The following is a 24,078-nucleotide window of genomic DNA, read 5'->3' as shown; positions in this document are numbered from 1 at the left end:
ATCAGGAGACACATAAACATGTTACCATTAAAAGAATTTGTACAAAAACGTTACAATAAAACCATTGCAGAATGTAGCAATGAAGAGCTTTACCTTGCTCTTCTCAACTACAGCAAGCTTGCTAGCAGCCAAAAACCAGTCAACACTGGTAAGAAAAAAGTTTACTACATCTCAGCTGAGTTCTTGATCGGTAAACTCTTGTCAAACAACTTGATTAACCTCGGTCTTTACGACGATGTGAAAAAAGAACTTGCAGCTGCAGGTAAAGAGTTGATCGAAATCGAAGAAGTAGAATTGGAACCATCACTTGGTAACGGTGGTTTGGGACGTTTGGCAGCCTGCTTTATCGACTCAATCGCTACACTTGGTTTGAATGGTGATGGTGTTGGTTTGAACTACCACTTCGGTCTTTTCCAACAAGTTCTTAAAAACAACCAACAAGAAACAATTCCTAACGCTTGGTTGACAGAGCAAAACTGGTTGGTTCGCTCAAGCCGTAGCTACCAAGTGCCATTTGCACACTTCACATTGACATCGACTCTTTACGATATTGATGTACCTGGCTACAAGACAGCTACTAAAAACCGCTTGCGTTTGTTTGACTTGGATTCAGTTGATTCTTCTATCATCGAAGATGGTATCAACTTTGACAAGACAGATATCGCTCGCAACTTGACTCTCTTCCTTTACCCAGACGATAGTGACAAGCAAGGTGAATTGCTCCGTATCTTCCAACAATACTTCATGGTGTCAAACGGTGCGCAATTGATCATTGACGAAGCGATCGAAAAAGGAAGCAACTTGCATGACCTTGCGGACTACGCAGTTGTACAAATCAACGATACTCACCCATCAATGGTGATCCCTGAATTGATCCGTCTTTTGACTGCGCGTGGTATCGAACTTGATGAAGCAATCTCTATCGTTCGTAGCATGACTGCCTACACTAACCACACCATCCTTGCTGAAGCCCTTGAAAAATGGCCTCTTGAATTCTTGCAAGAAGTGGTTCCTCACTTGGTACCAATCATCAAAGAATTGGACCGCCGTGTGAAAGCAGAATACAAAGACCCGGCTGTTCAAATCATCGATGAAAACGACCGTGTACACATGGCTCACATGGATATCCACTACGGATACAGCGTTAACGGGGTTGCGGCTCTTCACACTGAAATCTTGAAGAACTCAGAGTTGAAAGCTTTCTACGACATCTACCCAGAAAAATTCAACAACAAAACAAACGGTATCACATTCCGTCGTTGGCTCATGCATGCTAACCCAAGCTTGTCTCACTACTTGGATGAGATTATTGGACATGGTTGGCACCATGAAGCAGATGAGCTTGAAAAACTCTTGTCATACGAAGACAAGGCTGCTGTTAAAGAAAAATTGGAAAGCATCAAGGCTCACAACAAACGTAAATTGGCTCGTCACTTGAAAGAACACCAAGGTGTGGAAATCAATACAAACTCTATCTTTGATATCCAAATCAAACGTCTTCACGAGTACAAACGCCAACAAATGAACGCTTTGTATGTCATCCACAAATACCTTGACATCAAGGCTGGTAACATCCCTGCTCGTCCAATCACAGTATTCTTTGGTGGTAAAGCAGCTCCTGCCTACACTATCGCTCAAGACATCATCCACTTGATCCTTTGCTTGTCAGAAGTGATTGCCAACGATCCAGCAGTAGCACCACACTTGCAAGTTGTAATGGTTGAAAACTACAACGTTACTGCAGCAAGCTTCCTCATCCCAGCATGTGACATCTCCGAACAAATCTCGCTTGCTTCTAAGGAAGCTTCAGGTACTGGTAACATGAAATTCATGCTCAACGGAGCTTTGACTCTTGGTACTATGGACGGAGCTAACGTGGAAATCGCTGAATTGGTTGGCGACGAAAACATCTACATCTTTGGTGAAGATTCAGAAACTGTTATCGACCTTTACGCAAAAGCAGCTTACAAGTCAAGCGAATTCTACGCACGCGAAGCCATCAAACCATTGGTTGACTTCATCGTGAGCGATGCTGTTCTTGCAGTAGGTAAGAAAGAACGCTTGGAACGTCTTTACAACGAATTGATCAACAAAGACTGGTTCATGACTCTCCTTGACTTGGAAGACTACATCAAGGTGAAAGAGCAAATGCTTGCTGACTACGAAGACCGCGACGCATGGTTGGATAAAGTCATCGTTAACATTGCCAAAGCAGGATTCTTCTCATCTGACCGTACAATCGCTCAGTACAACGAAGATATCTGGCACTTGAACTAATAATTACATAACTTAAACCCGTACCTTGAAGGTGCGGGTTTTGTCTTATCTGAAAGTTTTATTTACAGTGCTTTCCCAACCAAAATCTCTGCCTCAATGGTAATCTCTGTCAGTTGACTCCAGTCAATTTTGGTCTGGTCAACATGAAAGAGAAGGGGGGTCATGCTAAGTAAAGCTTGGCGTTGCTCGGCTGTGATGGGTTTGGTTAGGGAAGCTATTTGGCTAGATTGGATGCTGAAGTATTCCTGGAAATGTTCCTTGATATCTTGGTTGGAATAGTCCTTGTTTGTCAGCTGGTCTTGTACCCTTTGACGGATTTCTTTGAGGTGATTTTCAGTCGGGATGACCTTGATCAAGATGCCATCTTTGGATAAAACGCGACGGAATTCCCCATAGTTGGCAGGTGAAAAGATGTCGAGCAGGATATCCATACTGGCGTCTTTTATAGGAAGTCGAGCCAGGTCACCGACAAACCAATTAACTGACCAGTTGAGTTCACTTTTAGCTGCGATTTGGACCGAGTCTTTTGAAATGTCAAAGGCATAGAAGGTTTTATCAGAGTGACTTTCTTGGAGTTTACGAGAGTAGAAACCTTCGCCACAACCGATATCCAAGACTGTTTTTGCGGATGGATTAGTTGTTAGTAAGTCCGAGATACCTTCTAAAATAGCCTGATAAAAACCAGCTTCAAGAATTTGCTGGCGGTTTTGGAAGTTTTCCTTGTCGTAGTTGGCAGATTGCTTGATTTGCGGAGCCAAGTTGACATAGCCGAATTTTGCCAGATCAAAAGAATGGCGGTTGCTACACTTGAGGCTAGACTCTACCAAGGCCAGATTTTCTTGGCAGATAGGGCAGGAAAAGGCAGTCGCAGAAGCAAAACGCTGAAGTTTGGGTTTGAGGTTTGTATTCATAGTTTAAGTGTATCAAAAGAGGCAAATGAAAGCAACTTTAGAAATAAGTAGATGGGAGATTCAGTAGAAATAAAACTAATTCTCCAATTTATAGAATAAAATTGCTTTTATATCTAAATTTCTATATAATAATGATAAGGAGGAAATAAGTATGTTAAAAGAAGTATTAACCGTTGCAAAAGTTGCGAAGAAATCATCACTCTTTTTGGGTGGTGTCGCATTTGGTACCCTTGGTTTGAAAATCTTGGCAAGTAAGGAAGCTAAAAAAGGTTATTCTAAAGCTTTGGCTAAGGCTTACAAGTTGAAAGACGGGCTAGATGCATCTGTTTCTGTTGTGAAACAACATGGAGACGATGTCTTGCAAGATGCCAAATATTTGTACGAGCAAGAGAAAAAAGAAGAGCAATTAGATAGCCTTATAGGAGAATAATATGTCTTTTAAAGTGCTACATAGAGGATACCAACATATCCGACTATCATCTTCTTTTTCACTCACCTTGGATATTCAAGACTATCTTCGTTCCTTGGCGAGAGATGAAAAGGGGATTGAGTCTATCCAGTTTTACATGGATCAACAGCACTTTACTCTACGCATAAAAGAAGGCTTTTCTGTATTAGATAATGCAGAAGCCTTTTTAAAAAGAATTGATAAAGGGAAAGTTTCTGAGTTGATGACTCTTCCCATTCGTAGAGAAGAGAGTGCTTATTCTATTGTTTCAGGTGCAGCGATTAAGCGTGTACTTTTTCGTAGTTTTGTGCCGTATCCTATTCGCTATATATGGACTTGTTATCAGGCTTTGGGTTATATTAGAGAAGCCTATCAAACACTAGCGCGTAAGGAACTAACGATGGAAGTCTTGGACTGTTCGGCGATTTTATTGTCCTTGTTTATGAACCAATCCAAGACAGCTAGCAATATCATGTTTATGCTTGATTTGGGGAATCATTTAGATCAGTGGTCTTTGAAAAAAACTGCAACAGATTTAGAACAAAGCCTTCTTGCAAAAGAGAGCGACGTATTCTTAGTACAGGGCGATACGGTTGTTAGTATCAAGAGTTCCGATGTTCAAATAGGAGATGTCTTGGTCCTATCTCAAGGAAATGAAATTCTGTTTGATGGACAAGTAGTTTCAGGTTTAGGTATGGTCAACGAAAGTTCCTTGACGGGAGAGAGTTTTCCAGTTGAAAAAAGAGAGTCTGATTTGGTTTGTGCAAATACAGTATTAGAAACTGGAGAGTTACGCATTCGTGTAACCGATAATCAGATGAACAGCCGGATTTTACAACTGATTGAGTTAATGAAGAAATCTGAAGAAAACAAGAAAACGAAACAACGCTATTTCATCAAGATGGCGGATAAGGTCGTCAAATATAATTTCTTGGGGGCTGGGCTAACTTACCTATTAACAGGTTCTTTTTCTAAGGCTATTTCTTTCCTATTAGTCGATTTCTCCTGCGCTTTGAAAATCTCTACTCCTGTAGCTTATTTGACAGCTATCAAGGAGGGGTTGAACCGTGAAATGGTGATTAAGGATGGGGATGTTCTGGAGAAATATCTGGAAGTTGATACTTTCTTGTTTGATAAGACGGGAACAATCACAACTAGTTATCCTATAGTTGAAAAGGTGTTACCTTTTGGGGACTATAGTGAGGAAGATATTCTCAGAATCAGTGCCTGTCTTGAGGAACACATTTATCATCCTATTGCTAATGCCATCGTCAAGCAAGCTGAGATAGAGGGAATTGAACATGAGGAAATGCATGGGAAACTCCAATATATTGCAAGCAAGGGGATCAAATCTCATATAGATGGCCAACCAGTTCTTATTGGGAATTATGTCTTGATGCAGGATGAGCAGATTCATATCAGTTCAGAACAAAATGCTTTAATTGAAGAGTACAAGAGTCACTACAATCTCTTATTCTTGGCTTATCAGAATGAATTGATTGGAATGTTCTGCATTCATACTCCTTTGAGAAAAGAAGCAAAAGCAGCCTTGGAGAAACTTAAGGCACAAGGGAAAAAATTGATTCTGGCAACTGGGGACACCTTGGTTAGGACAGAGGAATTAGTCAAAGATTTGCCCTTTGATCAGGTCTATACAGACTTGAAACCTGATGGGAAATTTGAGTTAGTAGAGGAACTGCAGAAAGCAGGTCACACGATTTTGATGGTTGGAGATGGATTGAATGACTCAGCGGCTCTAACCCTATCAGATATCGGTGTGGTGATGAATGAGAGTGCAGATATTTCTAAGCAGATGAGCGATATCTTATTGTTAGATAATCGTTTGGATTTCTTCCAAGAGTTGGATTGGCTATCATCATCTTTGCAAACACTCATCAAGAAGAATATTCAAGATACCGTTGTCGTAAATAGTAGTTTGATTGGCTTTGGCTTGTTTAATTGGCTCAGTCCTTCAAACCTCTCTATCCTACATAATCTAACAACCTTACGCATAGTCCTGCGTAGCCTGTCTATTAAGGGATAGGTGGGGACTATTCACAGCAAAAAGGAGTTACCTTTCTCGAGGGGAACTCCTTTGTTTATAGGTAAATGTTTAACAATTTAGTAAGTCAACACAAAGTATTTCTTCTTCCCGCGGCGGATAACAGTGAGTTCGTTTTCTAACTTATCTGCGTCACTCAAGACATAGTCAAGGTCTTGGATACGGTCGCCGTTGACGTAGATAGCTCCGTTTTGGACGTCTTCACGGGCTTGGCGTTTTGAATTCACCACACCAGATGACACGAGGAGTTCCACGATATTGTGGTTTTCGTCTGCTTTTACTTGGTAGTTTGGCACTCCACGAAGTCCTTGTTTGAGTTCTTTGACAGAAAGGTTTTTGATGTTTCCAGCAAAGAGTTGCTCGGTGATGTTGAGGGCTTCCTTGTAGGCTTCTTCGCCGTGAACAAGAGTCACAACTTCACGAGCCAAGACTTTCTGAGCCAAGCGTTCGTGTGGCGCCGCTTCAAATTGTTTTCGGATGTCTTCAATTTCATCCAGTGACAAGAAGGTAAAGATCTTCAAGAAGCGAACGGCGTCAGCATCCATGACGTTCATCCAGAATTGGTACATTTCGTATGGAGAAGTCTTTTCAGGATTGAGCCAGACTGCGTTTCCTTCAGATTTACCAAATTTCTTACCAGTTGCGTCTGTGATGAGTGGAACAGTGATTACGTGCCCTGTCTTATCTGCTTTACGTCGCATCAACTCAGTACCCGCTGTCATATTTCCCCACTGGTCAGAACCACCGATTTGTAGCGTTACGTTGTGCTCTTGGTTAAGGACGTAGAAGTCATACCCTTGCATGATTTGGTAGGCAAACTCAGTGTAAGAAATCCCTGTTTCGATCCGTTTTTTAACAGATTCCTTACTCATCATGTAGTTGATAGTGAAGTATTTTCCGATATCGCGGAGGAAGTCAATGAAGCTGATGCTGCCAAACCAGTCGTAGTTGTTGACTATGACAGCTTTATTTTCACCAATTTCAAAGTCAAGAAAGCGAGACAGTTGTCCTTGGATAGACTTGACCCAGCCATCTACTGTGTCTTTTGTTTGGAGACTACGCTCAGCATCTTTGAAGGACGGATCTCCGATGAGACCTGTAGCACCGCCAACGAGCGCATAGGGTTTGTGACCTGCTAGTTGCAAACGACGACTTGTCAAGATTGCGACAAGGTGACCAAGGTGAAGGCTGTCAGCAGTTGGATCGTAGCCAGTATAATAAGAAACTTGACCTTCTTCTAGGGCTTTGCGTAAAGCTTCTTCATCAGTCGTTTGAAAAATCAAACCACGCTCTTTTAGCTCATCAAAAATGTGCATGTGTCTTTTCTCCTTTTTAAAATATTGTTTCTACCTATTGTATCACAAACTTGGTCAATAGCCTAGTAGAATAGGGAAGAAAGTGGCTATTTTATTGAAAGTTTCCCTTTTATGGTATAATAAAGAAAGCGAGGACATTCATGAAAAAAAGAATTGATGAATTAAAAACAAAAATGCTGCATTTTTTCCAGCAACTAACTGCCAAATGGAAGAAAAAACAAGCAAGTAAAAAGACTGATAAGAAATTAGCTTCTTCTGACAACGTTAGAAAGGTAGGGTCTATTTTTGCTAAGATTTTAAGTGCTTTTAAAGTGACCTTCAACACTCTCTTTATTCTGGCCTTTATCGGTGGCCTTTTTGGAGCTGGTGTGGCTATGGGTTATGGAGTCGCTCTATTTGACAAGGCCCAGGTTCCGCAAACAGAAGAACTGGTCAAACAAGTGAAGGATATTGCCTCTATCTCAGAAATTACCTATGTTGACGGAAGTACCATCGCTTCGATTGAAGGAGATCTATTGCGCACGTCAGTCGCTTCGGAGGCTATCTCAGATAATCTCAAGAAGGCTATCATTGCGACAGAGGACGAGCATTTCAATGAGCACAAGGGAGTTGTGCCTAAGGCCGTTATTCGTGCGACCTTGGGAACCTTTGTCGGTCTAGGCTCGTCCAGTGGTGGTTCGACCTTGACCCAGCAGGTCATCAAGCAGCAGGTGGTTGGAGATGCTCCGACCTTGGCTCGTAAGGCGACAGAAATCATAGATGCTCTTGCCTTGGAGCGCGTCATGAGCAAGGACGAAATTCTGACAACCTATCTGAATATTGCTCCTTTTGGTCGCAATCATAAAGGTCAAAATATTGCAGGTGCCCAGCAGGCTGCAGAAGGGATCTTTGGGGTTAAGGCTTCGGATCTAACGGTCCCTCAAGCAGCCTTTATCGCAGGATTGCCACAGAGCCCAATTAGTTACTCCCCTTATGAATCTGATGGTAGTATGAAGAGTGATGAGGATATGGCTTTGGGTATCAAGCGTGCCAAGGATGTCCTCTATAATATGTACCGGACAGGTGCTCTGAGTCAGGAAGATTACGATAAGTACAAGGATTATGACTTTAAGAAAGACTTCCTGCCGTCTGGTAATGTCAGCGGTACTTCTCGTGACTATCTCTACTATGCAACCTTGGCAGAAGCTACTGATAGGATGTATGACTATCTGGTTGCGAGAGATCATGTATCTGCCCAAGAACTAAAGAATGAGTCCATCCAAAAAGCTTATCGTGATCTAGCCACTAAGGAAATTGAGAATGGTGGGTATAAGATTACGACAACTATCAATAAAAACGTTCATACCGCAATGCAAAATGCGGTTGCGACCTATGGCTATCTGCTAGACGATTCGACAGGCCAGCCTGAAGTAGGGAATGTCCTCATGGACAACCAAACGGGAGCTATTCTTGGCTTTGTTGGTGGCCGTAATTACCAAGAAAATCAGAACAATCACGCTATTGACACCAAGCGTTCTCCAGCTTCAACCACTAAGCCTATACTGGCCTATGGTATCGCGATTGACCAAGGTTTGATGGGAAGTGCAAGTATCTTGTCTAACTATCCGACAAACTTTTCAAACGGCAATCCTATCATGTATGTCAATAGTCCTGGTACAGGGATGATGACCTTGGGAGAAGCCCTCAACTATTCATGGAATATCCCAGCCTACTGGACTTATCGTACGCTTCGGGAGAAGGGTGTTGATGTCAAGGGTTATATGGAAAAAATGGGTTATGAAATCCCAGAATATGGTATCGAAAGTTTACCGATGGGTGGGGGGATTGATGTTACAGTTGCCCAGCATACCAATGGTTATCAGACCTTGGCTAATAATGGGGTCTACCACAAGAAACATATGATTTCCAAGATTGAATCGACGACGGGACAAGTGATTTATGAGCATAAAAGTCAACCTGTCCAAGTTTATTCAAAAGCGACAGCGACCATCATGCAAAGTCTACTTCGTGATGTCATTTCATCTCGAGTTACGTCAAGCTTTCAGACTGATTTGGCCTCTATCAACCCAAGTCTGGCTCGTGCTGACTGGATTGGAAAGACTGGTACGACCAATGAAGATGAAAATATGTGGCTCATGCTTTCTACGCCACGCTTGACTCTAGGGGGCTGGTTAGGTCACGACGACAACCGACCACTAGCTAAAGGAGCAGGTCACTACCGCAACGCCAATTATATGGCTCACTTGGTCAATGCCATTCAACAAGCCGAACCTGGCATATGGGGCAATGAGCGTTTTAGCCTAGACTCAAGTGTGACCAAGTCTCAAGTCCTCAAATCGACAGGAGAGAAACCTGGCAAGGTCACAATCAATGGCAAAGAAGTTACCGTTTCTGGTTCTACTGTGACGAGCTACTGGGCTACTAAAGAGGGTGCTCCAGCAACTACTTACCGTTTTGCCATCGGAGGTAGCGATGCCGATTATCAAAATGCTTGGAAGAACATCCTAGGAAGTTTACCTAGTCTCCCGACTCCAACTCTCCCAAGTTCAAGTAGCAGTTCGGGAACAAGCTCATCAACTCGCTCAAATCAATCAAATAGATAGAATAAAAAAGTAGCATGATTCATTCAATAATATTTTTCATGCTACTTTTTTCTTTTTTCATTTCGTGTTACAATAAAGATATGAACAAGTATCAAAAGAAGATTTTTAAGGGAACTTTATATTCACTGTTGTCAGGCCTAATCTGGGGGATTTGTGGTATTCTGGGGGAGTATTTTTTCGCCCATTATCAGGTGTCATCTGGCTGGATCACTTCCATGCGCTTGCTAGTGGCAGGGAGTTTGGTTTTAGCTTTATCAGCCTTTCAGTTACGCACCCAGTTATTGGATATCTGGCGGGACAAGAAAAATTATCTACCTTTTTTAGCCTATGCTATTCTAGGTATTTTTTCTGTGCAGTTTTTCTTTTATCTCTGTGTTGAGTATTCGAATGCGACGACAGCAACGATTTTGCAATTTATCAGTCCAGTTTTTATCTTGTTTTATAATCGTATCGTCTATCAAAAGAAGGCTTCTATCACAGCCATTCTCTATGTTTTGATTGCCATGCTAGGTGTTTTTTTGATGGCCACAAAAGGAGATTTGTCCCAGTTGTCCATGACTCCCTTAGCTTTGATCACTGGACTCCTCAGTGCTGTAGGGGTTATGTTCAACGTTATCCTGCCTCAGCGTTTTGCACGTGACTATGGTTTTGTGCCAACCGTTGGTTGGGGGATGTTGCTAGCAGGTGTTTTTAGCAATTTTCTTTATCCTATTCATCAGATTACCTTCCAACTTGATGTGACGAGCCTTTTGATTTGTTTTACTATTGCTGTGTTTGGAACGGCTTTTGCTTTTTTCCTTTCGATGAAGGCTGTGCTACTCGTCTCACCTTTAGTTGTATCAGTTGTGAGTGCCAGCGAACCTTTATCTTCCGCATTGTTAAGTGTGCTATTTCTAGGTATGGTTTTGGATGGTTTTCTAGCTTTGGCTATGATTTTGATTATCGTTCCAATGGTTTTCTTGTCAATTGAGGAAACGAAGAAAAGGTAAAATGTTCTGTTCGAGTGCTTAAGGCTTCAAATTTGAGGCCTTTTTTGGTAGAATAGGTATCATTATAATGAACCAGGAGGCGCTTATGACTGCTACAAAAATGAACGCTCAAGAAATTATCCAATTTATCGCTAATGCGGAAAAGAAAACCAGTGTTAAAGTAACCTTTGAAGGGGAACTCGCAACTGCTGTACCAAGCTCTGTTGTCAAACTAGGAAATGTTTTATTCGGAGACTGGAAGGACGTCGCTCCGCTTCTCGAAGGTTTGGTAGAAAATCAAGACTATGTTGTTGAGCAAGATGCTCGTAATTCGGCGGTTCCTTTGCTAGATAAACGTGCTATCAACGCACGTATCGAGCCAGGTGCGATTATCCGTGACCAGGTTGAAATTGGTGACAATGCTGTTATCATGATGGGAGCTGTTATCAATATCGGTGCTGAAATCGGTGCTGGAACCATGATTGATATGGGCGCCATCCTTGGTGGCCGTGCTATCGTTGGGAAGAACAGCCACGTTGGTGCAGGTGCCGTTTTGGCAGGTGTGATTGAGCCAGCTAGTGCCGATCCAGTCCGTGTTGGGGACAATGTTCTCATTGGAGCTAATGCAGTGGTTATCGAAGGTGTCCAAATTGGTAGTGGTTCAGTCGTTGCCGCAGGAGCTATCGTTACCCAAGACGTACCAGAAAACGTAGTAGTAGCAGGCGTTCCGGCTCGTATTATCAAAGAAATCGACAGCCAAACCCAACAAAAAACAGCGCTAGAGGATGCGCTTCGTACCTTGTAATGGTAAAAGTAAAAAAGAGGCGGAACCCTTTTTCCAGCCTCTTTCTGCTATATAGGAGGACAGATAGATGTTAGATTTGATTCAGACTAGACGAGATTTGCACCAGATTCCAGAGATTGGCTTGGAGGAGTTCGAGACTCAGGCTTATTTGCTGGATGTGATTGAGAAATTGACTGCGGGTAAGGAATTTGTTCAAATTCGTACTTGGCGAACAGGGATTTTGGTCTACCTGCAGGGAAGTCGGCCGGAGCGAACCATTGGTTGGCGAACAGACATTGATGGTCTGCCTATTGTCGAACAAACAGGTCTACCTTTTGCTTCTCAACACCAAGGTCGCATGCATGCTTGTGGGCATGACTTTCATATGACTATTACCTTGGGCTGTCTAGAACGCGCACTTGAGGAGCAACCTAAGAATAATCTGCTCTTCCTATTTCAGCCTGCTGAAGAAAATGAAGCCGGTGGTATGCTCATGTATGAGGATGGTGCTTTTGGGGACTGGTTGCCAGACCAATTTTATGGCCTCCATGTTCGTCCAGATCTGAAAGTCGGCCAGATTGCGACCAATACCCACACGCTTTTTGCTGGGACTTGCGAAGTCAAGATTCGTTTCAAAGGAAAAGGCGGGCACGCAGCCTTCCCGCATGAGGCCAATGATGCCTTGGTGGCTGCTAGTTACTTTGTGACCCAAGTACAGTCAGTTGTCAGCCGCAATGTCAATCCAATCGAGGGGGCGGTGGTGACCTTTGGCCTTTTCCAAGCTGGAACAACCAACAATGTCATCACAGACACAGCTTTTTTACATGGAACCATTCGGGCCTTGACCCAGGACATGAGTCTCTTGGTACAAAAAAGAGTCAAAACAGTCGCAGAGGGAGTTGCGGCAGCCTTTGGTATGGAAGTCGAAGTGGAACTCAAACAAGGGGGCTACCTGCCTGTTGAGAACAATCCAGCCTTGGCGCGTGAACTGATGGACTTTTTTGAAGAGAAAGACGGAATCGAGTTGATTGATATCGAGCCTGCTATGACAGGTGAAGATTTTGGCTATCTTCTTTCGAAGGTAGATGGCGTTATGTTTTGGCTGGGTATCGATAGTCCCTACGCCCTTCATCACCCTCAGATGAGTCCTAAGGAAGAAGCCTTAGCCATTGGGGTAGATGCGGTCTCTAGTTTCCTGAAAAAGAAGGCAGCAGAGTAGAGGAATTGTCTATGAAAGCAGAACTACGCAAGCAAGTCTTGCAAGAAATGAAGGCTCTATCTCAGGAGCAAAAACAGGCTATGGATCGAGCTTTGACTGAGCGTTTTTTACAACACCCTTTTTACCAAGAAGCCAAGACCATCGCAACCTATCTCTCCTTCCCTCATGAATTTCAAACGCAGGAACTGATTGAGCAGGCGCTGAAGGACGGCAAGAAGGTTTTGATACCTAAAACCTATCCCAAGGGGCGCATGGAGTTTGTGGTCTATAATCCGCAGCAATTGGTAAAAACTTCCTTTGGTTTACTGGAACCGAAAGGAAACTTGGAAGTGGTGGATCCGTCTCAGATTGATTTAATTCATGTTCCGGGCTTGGCTTTTACAACAGAGGGCTATCGGATTGGATATGGTGGAGGCTACTACGACCGCTATCTAGAACATTTTGCTGGGCATACCATGAGCACAATCTATCCTTGTCAAATCCAGAATTTCAACTCGGAAGATCACGATATTCCCGTCCAGGAGGTGCTAATCTATGAAGGAAATCTTTGATAAACGCTACCCTGTGACTAGTTTTTTCCTCCTAGTGACAGCTTTGGTATTTCTCTTGATGCTGATTACTACGGGTATCAACTTTGATCAGGCAAAAACTCTTTTTCAGTTTGGAGCTATGTATGGACCGATCATTCGCCTGTTCCCCGAGCAGATTTGGCGTCTTTTTTCAGCTATCTTTGTACATATCGGTTGGGAGCATTTCATTGTCAATATAATTTCACTCTACTTTCTTGGACGACAAGCGGAGGAGATTTTCGGCTCCAAGCAATTTTTCCTTCTCTATCTCTTATCAGGAATGATGGGCAATCTCTTTGTTTTTGCTTTCACACCGAAAGTTGTAGCAGCAGGGGCCTCCACTTCTCTTTACGGACTATTTGCTGCGATTATCGTTTTGCGCTATGCGACTCGCAGCCCCTATATCCAGCAGTTAGGGCAATCCTACCTGACGCTTTTCGTTATAAATATCATTGGAAGTGTTCTGATTCCAGGAATCAGCCTAGCAGGGCATATTGGTGGCGCAGTAGGCGGTGCTTTTCTAGCAGTCATCTTCCCAGTCAGATGGGAGAGAAGGATGTACAGTACCAGCCAGCGAATCGGAGCAACCGTACTTTTTATCGCACTAGCCGTTTTCCTATGCTATAAGGGAATGAGCTATGTGTAGAGGGAATAGTTAAAAGCGAGCACCGATTCGGTTGCCAATAAGTCATCTGCAAAGATGGCTTTTTTATTGCAAGCTTCAACAAAAAAAAGCCCTTATTTAAGAGCTTTGTTTTTCTTCTATTTCCCCTCAGCTAACTCTTTCCCAAGTTGGATGAGGTAGTCTTTCAAGTCGTCTTTGACTTGTGGGTGTTTGAGAGCGTAGTCGATGGAGGTTTTCATAAAGCCAAACTTGTCCCCGACATCGTAACGAGCCCCTTTGAACTCACGAGCAAATACACGTTGTGTTTTATTGAGGGTGTCGATTGCATCCGTCAGCTGAATTTCATTTCCAGCACCTGGTTTTTGTTGTTCTAGAATTTGGAAAATCTCAGGCGTGAGAAGGTAGCGTCCAATAATAGCAAGGTCGCTAGGAGCGTCCTCTGGAGCTGGCTTTTCAACGAAAGTTTCAACACTGTAAAGGCCGTCTTTTCCTTCGCCTTGCGGAGCAATAACCCCGTAAGCAGAGACTTCGTCGTGAGGGACTGGCATAACAGCGATAGTAGACGCGTGAGTACGCTCGTAGTCATCCATGAGTTGTTTGGTGAGCGGAACAGCCTTTTCATTAGTGATATCCATCAAGTCATCCCCAAGCATCACGACAAAAGGTTCATTTCCGACGAAAGCCTTGGCTTGTAAAACAGCATCGCCGAGACCACGTGGATGAGTTTGGCGGATAAAATGCAGACGCATGCCAGTTGTTTCATCAACTAGCTTCAGAAGATCTGTTTTCCCTTTTTCTTTGAGGTTGTATTCCAATTCGAAGTTTGAGTCGAAGTGGTCCTCGATGGAACGTTTTGACTTACCAGTAACAACCAAGATATCTTCGATTCCAGATTTGAGGGCTTCTTCAACGATAAATTGGATGGTAGGTTTGTCTACGATTGGCAACATTTCCTTGGCCAAGGCCTTAGTTGCAGGGAGGAAACGAGTTCCCAATCCAGCGGCAGGGATGACTGCTTTTCTGACTTTTTGTTTCATAATGTTCCTTTCTATAAGGGTCTAAGACCATTCGTTTTCTGCTTTAAATTCGTTGTTCATGATGTCAGTGATTGCTTCTTTGATATTGACACCTTCATAGATAACTCGGTAAATGGCTTGTGTAATTGGCATATAGACACCCAATTCCTGAGCTAATTCGTAAGCTGCTCGAGTCGTTGAAATGCCTTCGATGACCATGCCCATGTTGGCTTCGATGTCTGCTAGAGATTCTCCACGACCGAGGGCATCACCGGCTCTCCAGTTACGAGAGTGGACAGATGTCCCTGTTACGATCAAATCCCCAACTCCAGAAAGACCGCTATAAGTCAGAGGATTAGCTCCAAGAGCGACCCCTAGACGGGTGATTTCTGCCAAGCCACGTGCGATGATGGCCGCCTTGGCATTGTCGCCAAATCCTAGGCCATGTAATGCACCCGCACCAACTGCAATGATGTTTTTGAGAGCACCAGCGGTTTCAACCCCGATAACATCCGTATTAGTATAGAGGCGGAAGTAGTGATTGCTAAAGAGATTTTGGACGTACTGGGCAGTTTCAAGGTCTTTAGAGGCTGCAGTGATTAAGGTAATATCCCGCACAATCGTTTCCTCAGCGTGGCTAGGTCCTGAAACAACGACGACTTCACTACGAAGGTCAGCTGGGATTTCCTCTTCAAGAATAGTTGATAGACGTTTGTGACTATCTGGTTCCAAGCCTTTGGAGGCATGCATGATGACAACTTTGTGATCAAGTACCTTTGCTACTTGTTGGGCAACCAGTCTCGTTACTTTTGTTGGGACAACAAATAAAACAGCGTCTACATTTTTCAATGTTTCTCCTAAGTCATGGTATGCCTTGATGTTTTCGTCGAGTAGGATGTCTTTAAAGTAGCGTTTGTTTGTATGTTGGCTATTGATTTCATCGATCTGGTCGGGAATATTTCCCCAAATGCGAACCTCGTGTCCATTGTCGTTTAGGACCTGCGAAAGGGCAGTCCCCCAAGAACCAGGACCCAAGACAGCGATGGTTTGTTTCTTCATCTTCTCCTCCTTTTAAGAGTTCTTCTTTTCATTTTACCATAAAAAGCCTTTTCATGCATTACTTGCGAGTGAAAGCGCACTAATTTGTAATAAGAAAACGCCTTTGACAAGATTCCTCTTTTTTGCTAGAATAGCATCAACATGAAAGAATGAGAGGAGCTGGCGAATTTCGTCACTCCCTTTTGTCTATCTGATTAGGAGGAAGTATGCTGATTGAAAAAATTAAAGCCTATAAATGGCAAGCCTTGGCATCCTTTGTGATGACAGGCTTGATGGTTGCGAGCTCGCTCTTGCAACCTCGCTATTTGCAGGAGGTTTTAGATGCTCTACTGGCTGGCCAACATGAGGCTATTTATAGTATTGGGGCATGGTTGATAGGAGTAGCCCTCGTGGGTCTGGTTGCAGGTGGTGTCAATGTTATTCTTGCAGCCTATATCGCTCAGGGAGTATCTTCGGACCTTCGTGAAGATGCTTTTCGTAAGATCCAAACCTTTTCTTATGCCAACATTGAGCGGTTTAATGCTGGGAATCTGGTTGTCCGCATGACCAATGATATCAACCAAATTCAGAACATGGTGATGATGGTTTTCCAAATCCTTTTCCGTCTTCCTTTGCTTTTTATTGGTTCCTTTATCTTAGCGGTTCACACCCTGCCTTCGCTTTGGTGGGTAATTGTCCTTATGGTAGTGCTGATTTTTGCGCTTACAGGTATCATGATGGGGATGATGGGGCCGCGCTTCGCCAAGTTTCAAACCCTTCTTGAACGAATTAATGCCATCGCCAAGGAAAATCTACGTGGTGTGCGTGTGGTCAAATCCTTTGTGCAGGAAAAAGAGCAATTTGACAAGTTTACTGAGGTCTCAGATGAGCTTCTGGGACAAAATATTTATATTGGCTATGCCTTTTCAGTAGTGGAACCTTTTATGATGCTCATTGGGTACGGAGCGGTTTTCCTCTCCATCTGGTTGGTTGCGGGAATGGCTCAGTCGGATCCGTCAGTCGTTGGTTCTATTGCTTCCTTTGTTAACTATCTCAGTCAGATTATCTTTACAATCGTCATGGTTGGATTTTTAGGGAATTCTGTCAGTCGGGCTATGATTTCGATGATGCGTATCCGTGAGGTTCTAGATACCGAGCCAGCGATGACTTTTAAGGATCTTCCAGATGAGGATCTAGAAGGAAGTCTCTCTTTTGAAAATGTGACCTTCACTTATCCTACCGATGAAGAGCCCATGCTTAAGAATGTAAGTTTTGAAGTTGCACCAGGTCAGATGGTCGGTGTGGTGGGAGCGACTGGGGCAGGTAAGTCCACCCTTGCCCAGTTAATCCCACGACTTTTTGATCCACAGGAGGGCTCTATCAAGATTGGTGGCAAGGACATTCGAGACGTCAGCGAGGGAACCTTGCGTAAAACAGTTTCCATTGTCTTGCAACGTGCTATTCTCTTTAGTGGGACCATTGCAGATAATCTTCGTCAAGGAAAAGGCAATGCCAGCGTGTCAGAAATGGAACGTGCGGCGCGGATTGCCCAAGCCAGTGAATTTATCGGACGCATGGAAAACAAATTTGAGAGTCAGGTTGAAGAACGGGGCACCAACTTTTCTGGTGGACAAAAACAACGGATGTCGATTGCTCGAGGGATTGTCAGCAATCCCCGTATCCTGATTTTTGACGATTCGACTTCAGCCTTGGATGCCAAGTCAGAGAGACTCGTTCAGGAGGCTTTGAATAAAGACCTGAAAGGGACAACAACGATTATCATCGCTCAAAAAATCAGTTCAGTCGTCCATGCAGACAAGATTTTGGTCTTGGACCAAGGACGCTTGATTGGAGAAGGAAGGCATGCAGACTTGGTAGCTAACAATGCCGTCTACCGCGAAATCTACGAAACACAAAAGGGAAAGGAGGAATAAAATGAAAACCGTTCGATTTTTCTGGAATTATTTTAAAGTTTACAAGCTCTCCTTTGTCATTGTGATTCTGATGGTTGCAGTTGCGACGATTGCCCAAGCCCTCTTTCCAGTTTTTTCAGGTCAAGCAGTGACCGAACTTGCTAATCTAGTCCTAGCCTATCAAAATGGCACTTCAGAACTAGCCTGGCAGAGTTTGTCAGCTCTGATGCTGAATCTAGCCATGGTTGTGCTGGTCTTGGTTGTGTCCAGTTTGATTTACATGATTTTGATGACCCGTATTATTTCTGAGTCAACTAATGAGATGCGTAAGGGCCTCTTTGGCAAGCTTTCGCGTCTGACTGTTTCTTTCTTTGACCGCCATCAAGATGGCGATATCCTTTCACGCTTCACTAGTGACTTGGACAATATCCTTCAGGCTTTCAATGAAAGCCTAGTTCAGGTCATGAGCAATATTGCTCTTTACATCGGCTTGATTTTTGTCATGTTTTCAAAAAATGTGACGCTGGCGCTAATTACCATTGCCAGTACACCAGTAGCCTTTCTCATGCTGGTTTTTATTGTAAAAATGGCTCGCAAGTACACCAACATCCAGCAACAAGAAGTCGGAAAACTCAATGCCTACATGGATGAAAGCATCTCAGGTCAAAAGGTTGTCATCGTTCAAGGAATTCAAGAAGACATCATAGCAGGATTTGTGGAGCAAAATGAGCGCGTGCGCAAGGCGACCTTTAAGGGGAGAATATTCTCAGGCATCCTCTTTCCAGTTATGAATGGGATGAGCTTGGTCAATACGGCCATCGTCATTTTTGCAGGTTCAGCCTTCTTGCTGAACGATCCAAGTATTGAAACAACGACAGCCCTAGGTTTGATTGTCATGTTTACCCAATTTTCTCAGCAGTACTACCAGCCGATTATCCAGGTGGCTGCGAGTTGGGGAAGTCTCCAGTTGGCCTTTACTGGAGCGGATCGTATCCAAGAAATGTTCGATGCAGAAGAAGAGATTCGCCCGCAAAATGCTCCAGCCTTTACGGAATTGCGAGAAGGCGTTGAAATCAGTCATATTGATTTCTCTTATGTGCCAGACAAGCCGATTTTAAAAGATGTTAGCATTTCAGCTCCTAAGGGGGAGATGATAGCAGTTGTCGGTCCGACTGGTTCAGGGAAAACGACCATCATGAACCTTATCAATCGCTTCTACGATGTGGATGCAGGTAGCATTTGCTTTGATGGCAAAGACATCCGTGGCTACGACTTGGATAGCCTGCGGAGCAAGGTCGGTATTGTCTTGCAGGATTCGGTCTTATTTAGTGGAACGATTCGGGACAATATCCGCTTTGGTGTGCCAGATGCCAGTCAGGAAATGGTCGAAGCAGCTGCCAAGGCAACTCATATTCATGACTACATCGAAAGCTTGCCTGATAAGTATGATACCCTTATTGATGATGAGCAAAATATCTTTTCAACTGGTCAGAAACAATTGATTTCCATCGCTCGGACCTTGATGACAGATCCTCAAGTCCTAATCTTAGATGAAGCGACTTCCAATGTCGATACCGTAACAGAAAGCAAGATTCAACATGCCATGGAGGCAGTTGTAGCAGGACGAACTAGTTTTGTGATTGCCCATCGTTTGAAGACCATCCTCAATGCCGATCAGATTATTGTCCTCAAAGATGGAGAAGTTATTGAACGTGGAAATCATCATGAGTTGCTCAAACTCGGCGGTTTCTACTCGGAACTGTACCACAATCAATTTGTCTTCGAATAAGAAAGAAGTTGTCCTCTTGGGCAGCTTTTTCTTATCCATAAAAAATACTTATCACGGTCTTTAAAAAAACATATTAGACAGCAGAGAGCTTGAATGATAAGATAGGACTATCGTTAGAAAATTGAAAGGAGATACATCATGGCTAGAACGGTTGTAGGAGTTGCTGCAAATCTATGTCCTGTAGATGCAGAAGGAAAAAACATCCATTCATCTGTATCCTGTAAATTTGCAGAGAGCATTCGTCAGGTCGGAGGTCTCCCCTTGGTTATTCCTGTTGGTGATGAGTCCGTTGTGCGTGATTATGTGGAAATGATCGACAAGCTGATCTTGACAGGTGGGCAAAATGTCCATCCTCAGTTTTATGGAGAGAAAAAGACCATTGAGAGCGACGATTACAATCTAGTCCGTGATGAATTTGAATTGGCACTCTTGAGAGAAGCACTTCATCAGAATAAGCCCATTTTGGCAATCTGCCGTGGGGTTCAGCTGGTCAATGTTGCTTTTGGTGGCACTCTCCACCAAGAAATTGAAGGTCACTGGCAAGGCTTGCCTTTTGGAACCTCTCATTCTATTGAAACGGTAGAAGGAAGCGTTGTTGCTAAGTTGTTCGGTAAAGAAAGTCAAGTCAACTCAGTCCATCGACAAAGTATCAAAGACCTAGCACCTAATTTTCGTGTGACGGCTGTAGATCCTCGTGACCAGACGGTGGAAGCGATTGAGTCTATCGACGAGCATCGTATCATTGGTTTGCAGTGGCATCCAGAGTTTCTGGTCAATGAAGAAGACGGCAATTTAGAACTATTTGAGTATCTATTAAATGAATTGTAACGGTTAGAATATCTAGCCGTTTTTATTCGTCCTTTCAGATTTTTTATATTTTAGCATTTTTACGCAAACGTTTGAATTGTGATAAAATTTGAGAAAATTCAGTATAAAAACTTGAAAAAATTGCTGGTAAGCGTTATGATAGTAAAGAAGAAATTATGGAGGATTATCATGTCACATATTAAATTTGATTATTCAAAAGTTTTAGACAAATTTGTTGCCCCACATGAAGTGGAATACATGCAAGCACAAGTAACAGCTGCAGACGAATTGATTCGTAAAGGAACTGGTGCTGGTAGCGACTTTTTGGGTTGGTTGGACCTTCCTGAAAACTACGACCGCGAAGAATTCGACCGCATCTTGAAAGCTGCTGAGCAAATCAAGTCAGACAGCGATGTCTTGGTTGTGATCGGTATCGGTGGATCTTACCTTGGTGCCAAAGCAGCCATCGACTTCTTGAACCACCACTTTGCTAACTTGCAAACAAAAGAAGAACGCAAAGCGCCACAAATCCTTTACGCAGGAAACTCAATCTCATCTACTTACCTTGCTGACTTAGTAGAGTACGTAGCTGACAAAGACTTCTCAGTAAATGTGATTTCTAAATCAGGTACAACAACTGAACCAGCTATCGCTTTCCGTGTCTTCAAAGAACTCTTGGTTAAGAAATACGGCCAAGAAGAAGCAAACAAACGTATCTATGCAACAACTGACCGCCAAAAAGGTGCTGTTAAGGTTGAAGCAGATGCCAACGGTTGGGAAACATTTGTAGTTCCAGACGATATCGGTGGACGTTTCTCAGTCTTGACAGCAGTTGGTTTGCTTCCAATCGCAGCATCAGGTGCTGATATCAAAGCCCTTATGGAAGGTGCAAATGCAGCTCGCAAAGACTACACTTCAGATAAAATCTCTGAAAATGAAGCTTACCAATATGCAGCCGTTCGTAACATCCTTTATCGCAAAGGCTATGCCACTGAAATCTTGGTAAACTACGAGCCATCACTTCAATACTTCTCAGAATGGTGGAAACAATTGGCTGGTGAGTCAGAAGGGAAAGACCAAAAAGGTATTTACCCAACTTCAGCAAACTTCTCAACTGACTTGCACTCATTGGGTCAATTTATCCAAGAAGGAACTCGTATCATGTTTGAAACAGTTGTTCGTGTTGACAAACCACGTAAGAACGTGATTATCCCTAGCTTGGAAGAAGATCTTGACGGACTTGGTTACCTTCAAGGAAAAGACGTTGACTTTGTAAACAAAAAAGCAACTGACGGTGTTCTTCTTGCCCATACAGACGGTGACGTACCAAATATGTATGTGACTCTTCCAGAGCAAGATGCCTTCACTCTTGGCTACACTATCTACTTCTTCGAATTGGCAATCGCCCTTTCAGGTTACTTGAATGCCATCAACCCATTTGACCAACCAGGTGTTGAAGCCTACAAGCGTAACATGTTTGCCCTTCTTGGGAAACCAGGATTTGAAGAATTGAGCAAAGAGCTTAACGCACGTCTATAACTATAATAGAAGAAAAGAGTGGCTTGACCACTCTTTTTACTCTCTTTATTTCTAGACATTGGACTCAGGCGAGACTTGTGATATAATATAGAAAGCAAAAAGGCAGACGCCTAGAGACTTTATAGGAGAAACTATGTCAAAAGATATCCGCGTACGCTACGCACCAAGTCCAACAGGACTACTACACATCGGAAATGCCCGTACAGCATTGTTCAACTACCTTTACGCACGCCATCATGGTGGAACTTTTATCATTCGTATCGAAGATACTGACCGTAAACGCCATGTCGAAGACGGAGAGCGTTCACAACTTGAAAACCTTCGTTGGTTAGGCATGGACTGGGATGAAAGCCCAGAAACTCATGAAAACTATCGCCAATCAGAGCGTTTGGAACTCTATCAAAAATACATCGACCAATTGCTAGCTGAAGGAAAAGCCTACAAATCGTACGTTACAGAAGAAGAGTTGGCAGCTGAGCGCGAACGCCAAGAAGCAGCTGGCGAAACACCACGCTATATCAATGAATATCTTGGTATGAGTGAAGAGAAAAAAGCAGCTTACATCGCAGAACGTGAAGCAGCTGGTATCATTCCAACGGTTCGTTTGGCTGTTAATGATTCAGGTATCTACAAATGGCATGATATGGTCAAAGGCGATATCGAATTTGAAGGTGGTAATATCGGTGGTGACTGGGTGATTCAAAAGAAAGACGGATACCCAACTTACAACTTTGCCGTTGTCATCGATGACCACGATATGCAAATCTCTCACGTTATCCGCGGTGATGACCATATTGCTAATACTCCAAAACAACTCATGGTCTATGAAGCGCTTGGTTGGGAAGCACCAGAATTCGGTCACATGACTTTGATTATCAACTCTGAAACGGGTAAAAAATTGTCTAAACGGGACACCAATACCCTTCAGTTTATTGAAGACTACCGTAAGAAAGGCTATCTTCCAGAAGCTGTCTTTAACTTTATCGCCCTTCTTGGCTGGAACCCTGGTGGGGAAGACGAAATCTTCTCTCGTGAGGAATTGATTAAACTCTTTGATGAAAACCGCCTCAGCAAGTCTCCTGCAGCCTTCGATCAGAAGAAACTAGACTGGATGAGCAATGACTACATCAAGAGAGCTGATCTTGCGACAATCTTTGAAATGGCTAAACCTTACTTAGAAGAAGCAGGGCGTTTGACTGACAAGTCAGAGAAAATGGTAGAACTCTACAAGCCACAGATGAAGTCAGTTGATGAGATTGTTCCGCTGACAGATCTTTTCTTCTCAGATTTCCCAGAGTTGACAGACGCTGAGCGCGAGGTTATGGCAGGAGAAACCGTTCCGGTTGTTCTAGAAGCCTTCAAAGCGAAACTAGAAGCAATGACAGATGAAGAATTTGTGACAGAGAATATCTTCCCACAAATCAAAGCAGTTCAAAAAGAAACAGGTATCAAGGGTAAAAATCTCTTCATGCCGATTCGTATTGCTGTATCAGGGGAAATGCATGGTCCAGAATTGCCAGACACCATTTTCTTGCTCGGACGTAAAAAGTCAATCCAGCATATCGATAACATGCTGAAAGAGATTTCTAAATAAAAGGACTGTCAATGGATATCTGGGAAAAGATGTATGAAGAAGCACGAACTTTATACAATCCTCATGAAGTTTCTGACTTTGTTTATGCAAACCATGTAGTTGCCGCGGTAGAAGCGGAAGATGGTCAGATATTCACAGGATTTTGTATGGAGGGCACTTGTGGCGTTTTTCATCTCTGTGCAGAACGAGCGGCTCTCTTCAATATGTATCAATTTTCAGGACAAACTAAAGTTAAGAAAATCCTTGCTTTTCGAGATAAAACTCCTTACGGCGAAGGATCAGGTATGCCCTGTGGTGCCTGCAGAGAATTTCTCTTAGAACTAAATGCTGAAAATAAAGAAGCAGAGTTCATGATGGACTACGAAACAAGAAAAACAATTAAGGTTGCCGAATTGATCCCGTACTGGTGGGGAGAGGAACGTGCGACTAATTGGCAAACAAAATAGAGAGAGTCAGTTAAACTGGCTCTTTTCTATTATCATAGAAAAATTTGTATAGGAGATTAAAAAAAGATCTTGACAAAGTAGGAAAAGTAGGTATAATAGAAAGAGTTGAAAAGCTCAAGGTCCGTTGGTCAAGGGGTTAAGACACCGCCTTTTC

19 protein-coding genes are annotated in these 24,078 nt (G+C 43.2%); 15 read left to right on the top strand and 4 right to left on the bottom strand.

The features are described 5' to 3' along the window. Positions 1-18: 18 nt before the first annotated feature. Positions 19-2,277 (top strand): glycogen/starch/alpha-glucan family phosphorylase, encoded by a 2,259-nt coding sequence (gene glgP / locus B7705_RS02220; RefSeq protein ID WP_084947378.1) that lies wholly within the window; start codon positions 19-21, stop codon positions 2,275-2,277. 62 nt (positions 2,278-2,339) lie between these two features. Here the strand turns inward: glgP and B7705_RS02215 are convergent, their stop codons facing one another. Beyond that, entirely contained in the window at positions 2,340-3,188 is an 849-nt protein-coding gene (locus tag B7705_RS02215) for a putative RNA methyltransferase (protein ID WP_001095532.1), read from the bottom strand. Positions 3,189-3,339: 151 nt separating this feature from the next. Between B7705_RS02215 and B7705_RS02210 the strand changes: the two genes are divergently transcribed. Both B7705_RS02210 and B7705_RS02205 read left to right on the top strand, forming a co-directional pair. Continuing rightward, positions 3,340-3,618 (top strand): DUF6110 family protein, encoded by a 279-nt coding sequence (locus tag B7705_RS02210; protein ID WP_000910910.1) that lies wholly within the window; start codon positions 3,340-3,342, stop codon positions 3,616-3,618. A gap of 1 nt (position 3,619) precedes the next feature. Then, positions 3,620-5,680 (top strand): heavy metal translocating P-type ATPase, encoded by a 2,061-nt coding sequence (locus B7705_RS02205; protein WP_000008775.1) that lies wholly within the window; start codon positions 3,620-3,622, stop codon positions 5,678-5,680. A gap of 77 nt (positions 5,681-5,757) precedes the next feature. Here the strand turns inward: B7705_RS02205 and tyrS are convergent, their stop codons facing one another. Further along, entirely contained in the window at positions 5,758-7,014 is a 1,257-nt protein-coding gene (tyrS, locus tag B7705_RS02200) for a tyrosine--tRNA ligase (RefSeq protein WP_084947376.1), read from the bottom strand. A gap of 140 nt (positions 7,015-7,154) precedes the next feature. Between tyrS and pbp1b the strand changes: the two genes are divergently transcribed. The 6 genes from pbp1b to B7705_RS02170 all read left to right on the top strand — a co-directional run bounded on the left by pbp1b (position 7,155) and on the right by B7705_RS02170 (position 13,803). Next, complete coding sequence (pbp1b, locus tag B7705_RS02195) at positions 7,155-9,617, top strand: penicillin-binding protein PBP1B (protein ID WP_084947373.1); 2,463 nt, start codon at positions 7,155-7,157, stop codon at positions 9,615-9,617. A gap of 80 nt (positions 9,618-9,697) precedes the next feature. After that, positions 9,698-10,606, top strand: a complete 909-nt coding sequence (locus B7705_RS02190) for a DMT family transporter (protein ID WP_084947555.1) — start codon at positions 9,698-9,700, stop codon at positions 10,604-10,606. An 85-nt stretch (positions 10,607-10,691) separates the two neighbouring features. After that, positions 10,692-11,390 carry a 2,3,4,5-tetrahydropyridine-2,6-dicarboxylate N-acetyltransferase gene (dapD, locus tag B7705_RS02185; RefSeq protein ID WP_084947371.1) on the top strand — a complete coding sequence of 233 codons (699 nt, stop codon included), beginning with the start codon at positions 10,692-10,694 and terminating at the stop codon, positions 11,388-11,390. Between the two features lie 67 nt (positions 11,391-11,457). Beyond that, positions 11,458-12,588 carry an N-acetyldiaminopimelate deacetylase gene (locus tag B7705_RS02180; RefSeq protein WP_084947368.1) on the top strand — a complete coding sequence of 377 codons (1,131 nt, stop codon included), beginning with the start codon at positions 11,458-11,460 and terminating at the stop codon, positions 12,586-12,588. 11 nt (positions 12,589-12,599) lie between these two features. Next, positions 12,600-13,139, top strand: a complete 540-nt coding sequence (locus B7705_RS02175) for a 5-formyltetrahydrofolate cyclo-ligase (RefSeq protein ID WP_084947365.1) — start codon at positions 12,600-12,602, stop codon at positions 13,137-13,139. After that, complete coding sequence (locus B7705_RS02170; protein WP_084947363.1) at positions 13,123-13,803, top strand: rhomboid family intramembrane serine protease; 681 nt, start codon at positions 13,123-13,125, stop codon at positions 13,801-13,803. Before B7705_RS02175 ends, B7705_RS02170 begins: the two co-directional genes overlap by 17 nt. 116 nt (positions 13,804-13,919) lie before the next feature. Here the strand turns inward: B7705_RS02170 and galU are convergent, their stop codons facing one another. Then, the gene (galU, locus tag B7705_RS02165; protein ID WP_084947361.1) at positions 13,920-14,819 is read right to left on the bottom strand and encodes a UTP--glucose-1-phosphate uridylyltransferase GalU; all 900 of its coding nucleotides are present in this window, start codon (positions 14,817-14,819) and stop codon (positions 13,920-13,922) included. Positions 14,820-14,840: 21 nt separating this feature from the next. Then, a complete protein-coding gene (locus B7705_RS02160; protein WP_084947359.1) occupies positions 14,841-15,857 on the bottom strand; it encodes an NAD(P)H-dependent glycerol-3-phosphate dehydrogenase in 1,017 nt (338 codons plus the stop codon). A 206-nt stretch (positions 15,858-16,063) separates the two neighbouring features. On the opposite strand from B7705_RS02160, the gene B7705_RS02155 reads away from it, so the two are divergent. From B7705_RS02155 to B7705_RS02130, 6 genes are all read left to right on the top strand, one after another. Next, positions 16,064-17,770 carry an ABC transporter ATP-binding protein gene (locus tag B7705_RS02155; protein ID WP_084947356.1) on the top strand — a complete coding sequence of 569 codons (1,707 nt, stop codon included), beginning with the start codon at positions 16,064-16,066 and terminating at the stop codon, positions 17,768-17,770. Between the two features lies 1 nt (position 17,771). Next, complete coding sequence (locus tag B7705_RS02150; protein ID WP_084947354.1) at positions 17,772-19,538, top strand: ABC transporter ATP-binding protein; 1,767 nt, start codon at positions 17,772-17,774, stop codon at positions 19,536-19,538. Positions 19,539-19,676: 138 nt separating this feature from the next. Beyond that, on the top strand, positions 19,677-20,366 hold the full coding sequence (locus B7705_RS02145; protein WP_084947352.1) for a gamma-glutamyl-gamma-aminobutyrate hydrolase family protein: 690 nt from the start codon (positions 19,677-19,679) through the stop codon (positions 20,364-20,366). Between the two features lie 168 nt (positions 20,367-20,534). Next, positions 20,535-21,884 carry a glucose-6-phosphate isomerase gene (locus tag B7705_RS02140; RefSeq protein ID WP_049551029.1) on the top strand — a complete coding sequence of 450 codons (1,350 nt, stop codon included), beginning with the start codon at positions 20,535-20,537 and terminating at the stop codon, positions 21,882-21,884. A 133-nt stretch (positions 21,885-22,017) separates the two neighbouring features. After that, positions 22,018-23,478 carry a glutamate--tRNA ligase gene (gene gltX / locus B7705_RS02135; protein WP_084947349.1) on the top strand — a complete coding sequence of 487 codons (1,461 nt, stop codon included), beginning with the start codon at positions 22,018-22,020 and terminating at the stop codon, positions 23,476-23,478. Between the two features lie 11 nt (positions 23,479-23,489). Further along, positions 23,490-23,924 (top strand): cytidine deaminase family protein, encoded by a 435-nt coding sequence (locus tag B7705_RS02130; RefSeq protein ID WP_084947347.1) that lies wholly within the window; start codon positions 23,490-23,492, stop codon positions 23,922-23,924. Positions 23,925-24,078 lie beyond the last annotated feature (154 nt).

This window comes from Streptococcus oralis subsp. dentisani, assembly GCF_002096685.1.
GTDB lineage: Bacteria > Bacillota > Bacilli > Lactobacillales > Streptococcaceae > Streptococcus > Streptococcus oralis_AD.
Note: the sequence above shows the minus strand (reverse complement) of the source record. Positions and strands in the feature narration are given on the sequence as shown.